General features: G+C 48.3%; 11 protein-coding genes. 4 read left to right on the plus strand and 7 right to left on the minus strand.

Annotated elements, in window-relative coordinates:
- Positions 1–204: 204 nt before the first annotated feature.
- Positions 205–1,857, minus strand: a complete 1,653-nt coding sequence (locus tag AR543_RS00080; RefSeq protein WP_060530683.1) for a response regulator — start codon at positions 1,855–1,857, stop codon at positions 205–207.
- 369 nt (positions 1,858–2,226) lie between these two features.
- On the opposite strand from AR543_RS00080, the gene AR543_RS00085 reads away from it, so the two are divergent.
- Positions 2,227–2,652: a hypothetical protein gene (locus AR543_RS00085; protein ID WP_060530685.1), complete on the plus strand. Its 426-nt coding sequence runs from the start codon at positions 2,227–2,229 to the stop codon at positions 2,650–2,652.
- Here AR543_RS00085 and AR543_RS00090 read toward each other — a convergent pair.
- From AR543_RS00090 to AR543_RS00100, 3 genes are all read right to left on the minus strand, one after another.
- Entirely contained in the window at positions 2,640–3,131 is a 492-nt protein-coding gene (locus AR543_RS00090; protein WP_060536575.1) for a GNAT family N-acetyltransferase, read from the minus strand. The genes AR543_RS00085 and AR543_RS00090 overlap by 13 nt on opposite strands.
- Before the next feature lie 128 nt (positions 3,132–3,259).
- On the minus strand, positions 3,260–4,495 hold the full coding sequence (locus AR543_RS00095; protein WP_060530687.1) for an MFS transporter: 1,236 nt from the start codon (positions 4,493–4,495) through the stop codon (positions 3,260–3,262).
- A gap of 30 nt (positions 4,496–4,525) precedes the next feature.
- Positions 4,526–4,969, minus strand: coding sequence for a hypothetical protein (locus AR543_RS00100; protein ID WP_060530689.1), 444 nt, complete (start codon positions 4,967–4,969; stop codon positions 4,526–4,528).
- A gap of 162 nt (positions 4,970–5,131) precedes the next feature.
- On the opposite strand from AR543_RS00100, the gene AR543_RS00105 reads away from it, so the two are divergent.
- The 3 genes from AR543_RS00105 (at position 5,132) to AR543_RS00115 (ending at position 9,089) form a co-directional block, all read left to right on the plus strand.
- On the plus strand, positions 5,132–6,247 hold the full coding sequence (locus tag AR543_RS00105) for a sigma-70 family RNA polymerase sigma factor (protein ID WP_060530691.1): 1,116 nt from the start codon (positions 5,132–5,134) through the stop codon (positions 6,245–6,247).
- A 135-nt stretch (positions 6,248–6,382) separates the two neighbouring features.
- The gene (locus tag AR543_RS00110; RefSeq protein WP_060530693.1) at positions 6,383–6,829 is read left to right on the plus strand and encodes a carboxymuconolactone decarboxylase family protein; all 447 of its coding nucleotides are present in this window, start codon (positions 6,383–6,385) and stop codon (positions 6,827–6,829) included.
- 547 nt (positions 6,830–7,376) lie between these two features.
- Positions 7,377–9,089: a methyl-accepting chemotaxis protein gene (locus AR543_RS00115; RefSeq protein ID WP_060530695.1), complete on the plus strand. Its 1,713-nt coding sequence runs from the start codon at positions 7,377–7,379 to the stop codon at positions 9,087–9,089.
- A 163-nt stretch (positions 9,090–9,252) separates the two neighbouring features.
- Here AR543_RS00115 and AR543_RS00120 read toward each other — a convergent pair whose 3' ends face one another.
- The 3 genes from AR543_RS00120 to AR543_RS00130 form a co-directional block, all read right to left on the minus strand.
- Positions 9,253–10,461, minus strand: a complete 1,209-nt coding sequence (locus AR543_RS00120) for a hybrid sensor histidine kinase/response regulator (RefSeq protein ID WP_060530697.1) — start codon at positions 10,459–10,461, stop codon at positions 9,253–9,255.
- A 205-nt stretch (positions 10,462–10,666) separates the two neighbouring features.
- A complete protein-coding gene (locus AR543_RS00125; RefSeq protein WP_060530699.1) occupies positions 10,667–11,551 on the minus strand; it encodes a formate/nitrite transporter family protein in 885 nt (294 codons plus the stop codon).
- Positions 11,552–11,906: 355 nt separating this feature from the next.
- On the minus strand, positions 11,907–13,268 hold the full coding sequence (locus tag AR543_RS00130) for an FAD-dependent oxidoreductase (protein WP_060530701.1): 1,362 nt from the start codon (positions 13,266–13,268) through the stop codon (positions 11,907–11,909).
- Positions 13,269–13,667: the final 399 nt, after the last annotated feature.

A 13,667-nucleotide genomic window follows, 5' to 3' on the forward strand; every position in this document is an offset into this window, starting at 1 on the left:
ACCACACACCAGACACTTCGATAACTCAGTAATTTTAATAGATCAGCAATTTTGGTCGATCACCAACTTCAATGATTAACAGCTACAATAGACCGGGCTTCGGCTCCGGTCTATTTTTTTTATGGACATGCCGTTACAGCTTATTCCTCTGTTGCTAAGTTACCTTGTTACCCTCCTGCCGAATAACGCTGCATTCCATACCTTTTATTTGTTCATATATACCTTGTTCAGCAAGCGCCGAACTCTTGCTTCCAACTCTACCATGCTGAATGGCTTGGTCATATAATCATCGGCTCCCACCCGGATCGCTTCGGCAATCCCGTGTTCATTATCGATACTCGTCAGCATCAGCACCGTATAGATCGAGGTCGAAGGAGCCAGCGACCGAATACGTGCCAGCACCTCCATACCATTCATCCGGGGCATCATGCGATCCAGAATCAGCAGATAGCGTGCAGGTTCCTGATTCCACGGATCCTCCATAAAAGCCAGACCGTCCGGATACGTGCGCAGCTCCAGCGACTGATCTCCGCCGATATCGCGCAGCTGGCGCTCCAGAATACTGCGGATCAACGGATCATCATCCACGATAACAAGCCGTATCGGCAGCTGACTGCTGCTCGTCTCTACAGCAGCCAGCGAATCAGTAGATCCACTGATACCGTTATCATACTCCTCGCCTAGCGTCACGATACGGCTAATCCGGCTTAGCGCTTCACTGACCAGTCCCGGATGATTAGGATCTCCCTGTACCGGCAAAATGGCATACCGCACCTCCAGCTGCGCTTCGGTCAGCATGCTGGCTATTTCACCGCCATGCAGAAGATTATCCATAAAGGCAAAACTTTGCTCCTTTGTAAATTCCGGCTGCAGCAGATAAAAATGCCCGGATCGCTCATGCACCCAGATATCTTCTACGCGGAGCTGCATACGAACATAATCCGAGAATCGACGCAGCTGCCGATCTCCGGCCTCATACCCCATCCGCTCATTGTAGCCGCGCAGCCCCTGCAGATGAACGGCTATCAGATTGGCTCCGGATCGCTGTCCGGCGAACCTGGGCAGCTGCTGTTCGAGAATATTCATCGTATACGCTCCGGTATTCTCATCTAGCATCAGCAGTCGGTTCAGCCTCCTTTTGCGGGCGACCAGCTTGCGCACACGCACGGAGAATTCATCCATTTCCAAAGGCTTGGCCATAAATTCGTCTGCCCCTGCTTCATAGCCGCGTATCCGTGTATCTTTGTCACTACGGGCACTGATAATAATTACCGGGATTAGATGCAGCTCACACAGTTCGTGAATCTGGTTCAAAAAGCGAAATCCGTGCGAATCCGGCAGCACCAGATCCAGCACCAGACAATCGGGCTGCATATCGTAAAACCATTGCAGCGCCTTGTCCGGATAAGGAGTAGCCAGTACCATCAATCCCTGCGTCTCCAGCTCGTCCTTGAGCAGGGTCAACAGTCCGATATCGTCGTCCAGTACCAGAACCGTGCCTGTAGCAGATACATTTCGCTGCCGTTCATCCGCAGTATCGTCTTCTTGGGCCGGTGGTGCATTTACCGCAGCCAGCTCTTGCTCGGTCATGCGGGACAGCTCTGTAAGCGGCTGCAGCATACCATACAGCTGCCGGCTTGTGTACATACGCTCTCCTTCTTCTTCCAGCCCCATCAACAGACGAATGGCTTCCGCATACCATTCGGGCAGACCGATCGTTCCTGCCGTACCTTTAATCGAGTGAATCATGCGATAGACTTCGCTCTCCGGTGTCTGGGCATCCGGAGCCAGCATTTTCCGAAGCTGCTCCTGCACTTGCTGCTTGAACAGCAGCTGATATTTGCGCATACGCTCCATATCATGGCCTCCATTCGTTTCGTTAGGTATTCAATCGGATTATTCTGTACGGATATTTCTGCTGAGGATGGAGAAGGAGAAAAGCAACCGGCTTCCTTTTATTAAAAATAGAATTTTTTGGTATATTGCTTGTATGTATTACTTAATGGTTACCCCGGCGTTTGAAACAGAATAAGCCAGGGGAAAAAGGCGATTTGGGAGATAATAAATACGGGTTTGTGCAGAATTGCTATGATACGGCAGAAGTTTACAAACATAAACATAAGTTTTAGGTATTCTTTACATGCTTTTAAGTTTTCTTTAAGCCGGGGAGGTTAAGATGAGGAGGTAACATCAGCAAGACAGCATGAAAAAAAGTGAGGTATCCATATGAAAAGCACGAACACCTATCGCCGAATCCGCAAAGGAAAAGCGATGATCAGCACACTGCTGCTCGGCATCGCCATCAGCAGTCTGTTACTCGGGGAGCAAGCCAATGCACAGGCGGTTGCCGCTACGTCCACTTCTTCTGTCACCCGTGAACAGCAGGACACGTTCCTCGGTGCGCTTGGCGCTGCTTCAGATGAGGATGTCTATGATGAACTGTATGAAGGCCGTACACTGGCCGAGACTGCCCGCCGGAACAACAAAAACCCACAGGCCATTATTGACCTGCAGGTCGCACAGATGAATGAGTTGCTTACACAGCGACTGATTGACGGAACTCTTTCACCGGATACATACCGGGCACAAAAAGAGGAACTGACCGATATCATCACCAAAAGTGTCTATGGCCAGCATTCCTATAACCAGTAAGTCATAAAGATGTCATCCACATATTGTCCATTAATATAGAATTGCTCCCGAAGCCGTCCATTCTCGACGAATCCGTACTTGTCGTAGAAATGGACGGCTTCTGTATTGGTCGACAGTACCCGCAGCGTCAGCTTACGGATATGATGAGTACGAGCATGTGTGCAGAGAGCATCCATCAGGTGTGTGCCGATATTTTGGCCCTGGTGCTGCGGATGCACGGCAATATGGATATCGTAGACATGATAGCTAATCTCCAGCGGATGGGGATGCCGGAAGCCTACATAACCGCATACCTGATCATACCGGATCGCCAGCAGCTGACTGCCTGGAGGCGAGGATTGCAGGTATTGCCTGCGGGAAGAGCAGCAGAGAACCGAAGGCGTATTCCGTTCATTCCAGACGAGCTGATCAAGCATCATCAGCTCTCTGGCATCCTTCATGGTGGACAGGCGAATTGTTAATGGAACAGCAGATTGCATGTTCATCCGGCATACCCCTTTTTATCGAAAAAAGTTATACTGCTGACAGCGTCTATTCTGCTTCATTATAGCATCGGTCTATCCAAAATAAGCAGTTGCCTACCCGGAGTATTTTTTATTTTATCCGGTTACGTCTGATTCTGCGGACGCAGCATCGCGCCGCGCTGGGCAACACTGTGTACGATATAGAATACAAGTGATAATACACCGGCCACTACAGCGACCCAGCCCACCGGAATCAGTCCGCCCTGATCATAGAAGATCCCCATAACATAAGGGCCGATTACCCTGCCCACGGCTCCAATGCCTCCGGCCACTCCCAGATAAAACGGGGCATACGCTCCCGTTCGTTCCGACACAAAAGAAGGAATCGCCGGCGACATCAGCATCTCGCCAAACGTAATCAGAATCATCGCCGCGATAAAAGCCGGATAGTTATGGAACCCCAGAATAACGAGATATCCGAGCAGATAAAAGACCGCACTCGCATTCAGCTGCGCCTGCGCCGTCTGTGCCACCAGTCGCCGCACCAGATTGACTACCGGCTGTCCGACGAAGATCAGTACGCCGTTCAGTGTCCACAGCAGACTGTAATAGCTGATCAGCATCCCCGAGCTGACGATAAATGGAGATACCCCCGTATTCCAGATCGAATTGGCCAGCCAGAGGAACAGTGTACCAACACCCATGAACAGATATACCCGCACCTGTCCGAGCAGCCAGAATGTACTCTGTCCTTTTTCCGCTTTGGGGCGGCCCGGATTATTCTCGTCGATAGATGCTCCAGCCTCTGTCCCTTCGCCAATACGGTTTAGATATACATAAAAGAATCCGGCAAACAGCACACAGCTGACACCATTTAAAATAAAGGACAAATAAAATGAAATATCCGCCAAAATCCCGCACAGTGCGGTTCCGAGAGCTACCCCGATATTATTGGCCACATAGACGATATTAAACAGTTCTCCCCGCCGGTCGGCAAAGCGGAAGCCGATAAACGCCTGAATCGCCGGCATCGACATCGAATTAAACAGACCGATCAATACCATCGTTCCCATAAATAAATGCCAGTTATCGCTGACCAGCGGCAACATAAACAGCAGCAGTCCATTCAGGAGCACCGAACCAACAATCAGCTTTTTGACACCCAGACGGTGATACAGCATTCCGCCCAGCAGATGCCCGACAATCCCTCCAAGCGATTGCAGCAGTACAACAAAGCCGGCATCCCGCATGGGGCGGTCCAGCTCCTGATACACAAACAAAGTTACCAGCGGCCACATCAGTGACCCGCCTGCGGACTGGATCAGACTCGCAAACAGGAACACCTGTATTTCACGCGGGTAGGTTTTAAGCCAGCGCATAGTAATATTCCTTTCTTGTTCCCACTTCTTCTATTCTTCCAATTCCCAGAACCATTCTAGAAAAGCATTAAAATCCTGCCACTGCGGCTGCAGCGTCCCGTCCATAAAACGATGCCACTCTTCACCCAGCCCCAGACCAAGCACCTGTCCGGTACTACGATGATAAAAGTAGCCATATTCGCCTTCAAAACTATCCAGCGGAATATATTCTGGCGGAAGGTTCAACCCTTCCTGTCTTCCCTGTATACTCATGATATAGCTGTTACTGTTGACGACAAACCAGCAGATCTGATACATCTCGCGATGATTTCTGCCTACAAAGGTCGGACCATCTTCCGCATGAAGATAAAATAGAGCAAAATCGGATTCCGGATCGACTCCGATCTGCTGCAGCGCACTGACATATTCCTGTGTAACTTCATCAAACCACCACCCCCGCTGTTTGCAGTGATAGACTACTTTTTCGGACAGCATAACGATTATTCACCCCTGATACAGACCGGTATATGTAATTATCCGTTTTGGACATTCCATCCTAGTATGCTGTACTCTGTGCCGGGTGGCAAGCCATCCCTTTGATGCTTTACTCTGCTACCAGCTGTATACAATCCCTATTTCACAAAGGAGTTCTGACTTATGCATGATTCTTCATCTGATAAACTTGCCGCTTCCTCCTTCCTATCGTCCACTACGGCTTCGCGAGATTCGGATTGGTCTGACTCTACGCGTTATACCGCTGGATCTTCATCACATCCGGTATCCAGTTCGGCTGCCGACAATTCGCTGGAGCAGATCTATAGTATGTATTATTCCCAGCTGCTGCATGTAGCTTACCGAATGACCGGAACAATCACGGATGCAGAAGATATCGTACAGGATCTGTTTGCTTATTTGAGCCCGCGTCAGGAAGAGATGATACATATCAATCATATGCCTGCCTATCTGATTCGCGCCGTAACCAACCGCAGTATCAATCTGCTGCAATCCGCACGCAAAAAGCGTGAAGTGTATACAGGTCCCTGGCTGCCGGAGCCTATGGTCCAGTCCGGGTCCTCTCGGCGTTCCCGGGCTGCCGGGAATGTATTCGAGCATGACTCTCCAACGGCTACGTCTGCAACCTCTGCGTCCAGTCTATCTCACTCTGTAACTGCAGCTGATGCCGGGGCGGAACAGCTGCTGCTGCGCCAGGAGGAACTCAGCTATGGTGTAATGGTACTGCTGGAGCAGCTGTCTCCGGTCGAACGTGCTGTCTTTGTTCTCCGTGAATCCCTTGGTTATGATTACCGCGAAATCTCCGACTATGTAGGCAAATCCGAAGCTGCCTGCCGCAAAATCCAAAGCCGGATTCGTGCCCGGCTAGCCCCTGCTGCTGTCTCTGCTACTATTGCAAGCGAGCAGGGAGAGACATGGGTAAGGGCTTTTCTGGATGCAGCCCGTGAAGGTCATTTGCAGCCGCTGCTGGAACGGCTGCAGGAGGATGTACGGCTGTATACCGATGGAGGCGGCAAAGTACGCGCGGCACTGCGGCCTATCTTTACCCGCAGCCGTGTAACGGCTTTTTTCCAGGGTATCGCCCGCAAAGGCTCACTGGATGGAGACTGGTCACTGGTATGGATCAATGGAGAGCCCGGGCTGCGTCTGCAGCGTGATCATCGTACGGTTTGTCTGTATGCGATCCAGTGGGATAACAGCGCACAGATTCAGCGTATCTATATGATTTCCAATCCCGACAAAATCCGGGAAATCATCTGAATCCGGTAAAAATAATTCGAAGATAATGCCGGTTTGTCACAGATGATCTGTCTGCCTTGTCTTATAGGAGAACGGTCGCTTTTCCGAAAAAAGCAGCCGGGCGATTCCCAACCTATTTCCCAAGGAGGCAATACAATGCAAACCCGTATGAATTACTACCAAGTCCACCCTACCGTCTACAAACAAATGATGCAATTAGAGACATTCATCAAGGAACAGGGACTTGATCCTGTCCTCTATGAGCTGATCAAAATCCGCGCTTCCCAGATTAACGGCTGCGCTTTTTGCCTGGATATGCATACCCGGGATCTGCGCAAAATGGGCGAATCCGAAGAACGGATCGCCCTACTGAGTGTATGGAGAGAAACGCCTTATTACACCGAAGCCGAGAAAGCGGTATTGCATCTGACCGAGGTAGTCACACAGGTAGCGCAGCATGGCGTACCACAGGATGTCTATGACCGTGTGCTCCAGTATTTTAGCGAGAAGGAATACATGGATATCATTATGGCGATTAACATCATTAACAGCTGGAATCGGATAGCGATATCGACCGGAATGTTCCCGGGATGCAAGGGTTAAACCCGCACTCATCATTTTTTTTGAAATTTTATTCGCTGGGTGTTTCAAGTCTTATAGACCCGTTTAACAATAAGTAACGGCATTTGGCGAGATTGATGTCCCCTTCATTCTCACCCTCTGTCATATCATGGACCACTCCCGGAATCCGCCATACCACGGTTTCGTTCCCCCGAACCGCGTTATGGCGGATTTCATTTGTCTTGGCTCATCAAACTGCTGAAATTCCATCTATACTTTATAATTATAGTTTTTGATATGAACAGCCTACTGTCTGCGCGACAGTAGGCTGTTATTTGCTTTTTAATTACGGGGATGTATATTCAGTGCTATCTGTTCCTAATAGTTAGGTATTTTATTTAATTTCAGGAAATTAAATAAGCTAAAAGAATACAATAGACGATCCGATACATATTATTATCAAGATGCTAATTACTGATTTCACCCCTAATATAAACCCATCCAAAAGATTATGTTTGCGCCCACCCGCCCGTTAATATTCTCTATGCTTTGCCACCGCTTTGCCCCATCGCCCAAAGGAGTGTGTCCAATGAGTATTCTTCGCAACCTCAAATTCCGTTCCAAACTGCTGGTTCTCAATATTGCTGCCCTTGCTTTCATAGTCGTTATTGGCTCCGTTGGATATGTACAGGTACAAAATATGGCAGCCAACTCGGCCACCATGTACAGCAACAGTCTTCATAAAGTAAGCTCGATCAATCAGATCCTGACCAACTTTAACCGCTATATGGGCGATGTACTGCAGCTCATGCTGAATGAAGATCCTGCGCGCAATAATTCTTTGAAGCAGCATTATGAAGAGACTTTTGCTACGATCAGTGCTTCTCTTACCCGTTATACCCAGCTCCCTCTAAGTGCCGAAGAAAAACAGATCTTCGTCGGCATTACCGAGACCCGCAAGCAGATCCGCAGCACACTCGGTGAAATTACTACACTGACTACCCAAAATAAAAATGCCGAAGCCTACAATATGTATGTCACCCGGATCGAACCCCTGAAAAAAACGCTGGAAGGTTATTATACCCAGTTGGCCGATATCGCTACTGCCGAAGCCAAAGTCAAAAATGACGAAAACGAGCAAGCTCGCCAGCTCGCTCAGACGGTAACGATTGTATGTGCGGTCGTAGCTGCTATTATCCTGCTGCTGCTCTCCTATATCATTACCCGTATGATCACCGTACCAATTCGTTCCCTGCAGCAGATGATGGAAAAAGCAGCCGATGGCGATTTTACAGTCAAAGGCAATTATCCATACCGCGATGAGACTGGTCAGCTGACGCATTCCTTTGACAGTATGGTCGGTTCACTCAATGAGCTGGTAAAACAAATCAGCGGCAATGCTGTCACACTGGCTGCAAGCTCCGAGCAGCTGCTCGCCAGCTCGGAACAGAGTGCCACCGCCACCGAGCATATCTCCAATCAGGTACAGGATATCAATGACGGCACCGAAAAACAGGCACAGGGTGCTGTCGAGATGAACCGTACGATGGAAGAGATGAATACAGGTATCCAGCGGATTGCCGAATCCGCAACCGAACTGGCTGCCGAATCCCAGGATTCCGAAGAAAAAGTAACACGCGGCTACAAGCAGCTGGAAAAATCCAATCAACAGATGGAACAAATCTATCAGTCGATCGGTGCTCTCGCTGTTGTCGTACAATCTCTGAACAAAAAATCGGTCAGTATCGGTGAAATCACCAATACGATCAAAAATATCGCGGATCAAACCAGCCTGCTGTCTCTCAATGCCGCTATTGAAGCTGCCCGTGCCGGTGAAGAAGGCAAAGGTTTTGCGGTTGTGGCAGCCGAAGTGAAAAAACTCGCTGTACAGACCCAGGTCTCCTCCCAGAATGTTTCTTCCCTGATCAGCGAGATTCAGACCGAGACCCAGAACGTTCTGCAAAATGTCGAAGTCAGCCAGTCTCAGGCACAGGAAGGTAAAGAAGCGATCGCCGAAGTATCCTCGGTATTCGACAGCGTTATGCAGAGCATCCGCAACCTGTCGGTACAACTGCATGAAGTATCTGCAGTCACTGAAGAAATGTCGGCCAGCTCGGAAGAGGTACTCGCTTCGGTCGGTGCTTCCGCCGAAATCGCTGTTCATTCCAAAGACATGTCCCAGAGCGTCGCAGCAGCTACCGAGGAACAGCTGGCTTCTGTTCAGGAAGTAACCAGCTCTGCCGCTTATCTGAGCAACCTGGCTGTTGAACTGCAATCATCTATTGAACGGTTCAAAGTTTAACTTCACTGGCCTGCTAATCTTCTGTTCACTGTATACCCGTTTCAGATGTCAGACCTGAATTTTTTCTTTTCCAAATATCAAAAAGGACCTTTCCATTAGGAAAAGTCCTTTTTGCGTATATTCTATTAATCGATTCCCGATTTTGCTGCTATGCGTACAAGTTCTAGCGCTGGCTCTGCTGTAAGGCCAGTATGCTGTTAAGAATATGAATTTTACGGATCGGCTTGGTGATAATTGTATCAAAGGTATCGCGGAAATCGCCTTCTACCTTTTCACCCAGCGGCGCTAGCAGAAATACGCACTGATTCTGGATTTTTATCCGATCCTGAATCCAGCGCTCCCGGTCGATCATCGTAAGATCAACTAGCACCAGATCATAAGCGTGATGATACATTTCATCGAAAAAGCGCTTATCCATACTGGAAGCGGTTGTCACATGAGCTCCCCATTCAGTCAGCATATCGGAGATAATGCCTACACTCTCTGCATTGCTGTCCAGCAGCAGGATACGAATCCCCTGCAGAATATCATCCTGAAATGGAATCGACGGCAAATCAGTGTACTGTTCAAAATCGAGAATAACACTGACTTCCGTACCGACTCCCTGCATACTTTCCATCCGAATCTGACCACCCATCAGCTCGACCAGATGCTTGCTGATAGACAATCCCAGACCGGTTCCTCCATACGTATACTGCTGGTCGGAGTGAAGCTGGCTATACATTTCAAAAATATGCTGCAGCTGCTCGGTCGACATACCGATACCGGTATCTTCGATCGATATTTTCACGGTCAGCTTGTCTTTTACCATAGGCGGCAGCATAAAAAGAGAGACTTTGATATCTCCCGTATGTGTAAATTTAATAGCATTTTGCAGTAGATTCATCATGATCTGCCTTACTTTGAGCACATCGCCAATGACAAACAGCGGAATCTCCGAATGCACATTCAGATGTACACCGACTCCTTTTTCAAAAGCGCGGGGAGCAAGCGCATAGGTCAGATCCTCTATCGTATTGATCACATCAAACGGGTCTTTATTCAGTTTCATTTTGCCGGCTTCCATCTTGCCGATATCGAGCAGGTTATTTACCAAAGCCATCAGAGAATTACTGCTGTTCTGCAAAATCTGTACATAACTGCTCTGTTCTTCATCCAACCGGGTTTTGTGCAGCAATTCAGCCATGGACAAAATGCCATTCATCGGAGTCCGAATCTCGTGACTGAGCATGGCAATAAAATTGGATTTATCTTCAGCGACTTTTTCTACCGCAATCCGGGCTTGCTTGCATTCGTCCAATTCAAGACGCAGCTGCTGTAATTCCATCTCCAGCTTTTGCTGTCGCTCTATGAGTTCGTCTACATTTTTCATGATTACACCTCGTGAGCCTCAACGGCGTATGTAGTGTATCTATTACCCAATGGTCAATTTTCTAATCAATTCGGTTCGTTAACAGCATCTGGAAAACATAAAATCGCGATAAGCAAAATCCGCAAAGGATATCTGCCTGTCGCGATTCTATAGTTAGATTGGTTATAGGATGGAATACGGTAATTATAACCTTCTTGATGCTGCCTTATACCTGCTCGGTATGCTGCAGCGTCATTGCAGCAGGCGTGCCTGTACTTACCGGACTGGACGACTGATATCCACTCGCTGCGGCTCCTGTACCTGCTGCCGGTACCGAAGACTGCGGCTTGTGTACGTAAGCTACAAAGTACGCACAGGCAACAAACAAAGCCCCGCCGGTCAGATTACCGAGCCACACCGGTACAAAGTTCATCAGATATTGTCCCCAGGAATAATAGCCTGCGAAGATCGCAGCCGGAATCAGGAACATATTGGCTACAACGTGCTGGAAGCCGATCGCAACAAATGCCATCGTCGGGAACCAGATGCCCAGAATTTTGCCACTGATACTATCTGCACTGTAAGACAGCCAGACGGCCAGCGCAACGAGCCAGTTACAGCCGATACCGGACAGGAACATCTGCAGGAAGTCACCCTCCAGCTTATGGCCGGCCATCTCTACCGTCTTGGTCAAATAAGGCCCCGTCTCTGTCAGACCCACGATATGCCCGAAGAAATAAGCGACAAACAGCGCTCCCATCAGATTGGCGATCGTGATTGCAAACAGATTGCGTACCATCTCCATGCTGGAGATTCGTTTGGCCATACGAGCCAGCGGTACCGCCATCATATTACCAGTCAGCAGTTCGCCTCCGGCCACCAGCACCAGTATCAGACCCACGGGAAACAGTGATGCCCCGATAAAATTGGCAAAGCTGCCCCAGGCTTCCGGCGTATTGGCAATTACCCGAATATCCAGCAGAAATCCGATCGCAATAAATGCACCTGCCAAAAATCCAAGTACCAGCATCTGGGTCCAGCTGGAACGCGCTTTGGTTACGCCTGTCTCTATCGTATTCATAGCAATCTGCTGCGGTTTGTAATAAGCCATGATATGATCTCTCCTCTTATGTGTATTTCTCATATTTCAATTTTAATGGATATACTTTGTGAAAAAAGTAACAAATGTCACGATACCCATAAAAAAAAGCCCGCATGGATAAAAACCATACGGGCAAAAGGAAGAAGACATTTGTGATAAACGTGTACGCTTGACCATGAATATATGTTAACGACAGAGAGCAGAGACCACTGCAGCCGGATAAAAATGCCGGTAGCAGCCGAATGACGAAAGTCCGCGATTCAATTTGAAAGCTCTGCTGTACTGCCGGAATAACCTTCAAAAAAGATTGTGTTCTATTTCACATTATAAACTAAACAGTATTCATTATATTGCTTAAAGACGCTTAGATCGTAACCGGCTGTTTGGCTTCTACCGGTGCCAGCGCCTGCAGACCTACACTGTTCAGATAGTTCCATGGTTTGTTGTAATGCGGCTGGAAGAAGAAGTCCACGAATGCCAGCTGATCGACGGTCATACCGGTCTGGATACATACCGAGATAGTATTGATCGACTGGGTCAGGTCGGCTTCGGACATAATCTGTGCGCCCAGAATACGACGGCTATCTTTTTCGTAGACGACTTTTAACGTAACGGTCTCATGGGTCGGCATGAACTCCGGACGATAGTGATCCTGGAACGTCGATGTCTCTACATCGAGTCCAGCCAGACGGGCAGAAGTCTCGGTCATACCGGTACCGGCAATATTTTGCTCATAGATCTTGATCCCCGATGTACCCTGTGTACCCATATACTCATTGGTTGGTGTCACCAGATTGCGGGCTACGAGCGTACCCATGCGTACTGCATTGGTTGCCAGCGGGATATAGGCGTGCTGACGAGTTGGGTTGTAGAAGACAGCACAGCTGTCACCAGCGGCAAAAACATCTTTTTTGCTGGTCTGCATATATTTGTCGACGATAATCGCACCGTTCGGCAGCATATCAACTTGACCGGCCAGCAGCTCGGTTTGTGGACGGAAGCCAATGCAGAGAATAACCATATCGGCAGCATGCTCACCTTTGTCGGTGACCACCGTGCTGACTTTACCATTTTCCCCATTGAACTTCACGACTTTCTCGCCCAGTGCCAGCTGGATGCCTTTGCTGGTCAGCAGTTCCTCGGTACGTGCGGTAAATTCAGGGTCCAGGTATTTGCTCAGAATACGATCTTCAGCGTCGATCAGAGTCACCTGTTTGCCGTTCATTTCGAATGCTTCCACCAGTTCGACACCGATATAACCGGCACCGACGACAACGATATTACGAGCCGATTTGGCTTTTTCGATAATCGTGTTGGAATGGTTAAAGTTTTTGGACAATACGATATTATCCAGTTCGATTCCTTCGAACTTCGGAATGATCGGCCAAGAACCGGTAGTTACGATCAGTTTGTCATACGTATCAGTCAATTCAATACCGGTCTTCAGATCGCGTGCAGTCAGCGTTTTGGCATCGGTATTGACGGAGGTCACTTCATGCAGCATTTTGGTAGTGACACCCAGCTCGGCCAGCTGCTGTGGTGTAGAGTAGAACAGTCCCTGTGCATCCTCTACTACACCTCCTACGTACAATGCAATGCCGCAGGACAGGAACGAAATATTGTCGTTACGCTCGTATACGGTAATCTGTGCATCCGGGTACAATTTGGCAGTGTTCACAATAGCGGAAGTTCCGGCGTGAGTACATCCAATAACAGCTACTTTCATGATTGTTTCCTCCTGGTAAATCTGTATTTGGTGAAGCTGGTGTCTGTTTGATCATGGGGTAAATGGACTTGCACAACATGGATAAGGTGAACAGCAGGCGATGTATTCACAAGCTATAGGTTTCGAATGAATCATTGATTTCAATCGCTTGTGAATCATTTCACCTTGTAATCTTATTATATTGTGATTTTTATCACATTACAATAGATTTTGCTAACGTTCATACTTTGTTCAAATTTTCACATTTAATTTGTGAAAGGATCTATTGACCGTTCTGGACAGTTATGCTGTAAGTAAATGTAAATCATAGTGGGCGATTATGGTACTGTCCGGAATCATATATTATTGGGGAAGCAGTATGTTGGATCATTTGGCAAAGTATATGGTTTATGCGTGAAA

The organism is Paenibacillus bovis (genome assembly GCF_001421015.2).
In the GTDB taxonomy this organism is placed as follows: domain Bacteria; phylum Bacillota; class Bacilli; order Paenibacillales; family Paenibacillaceae; genus Saccharibacillus; species Saccharibacillus bovis.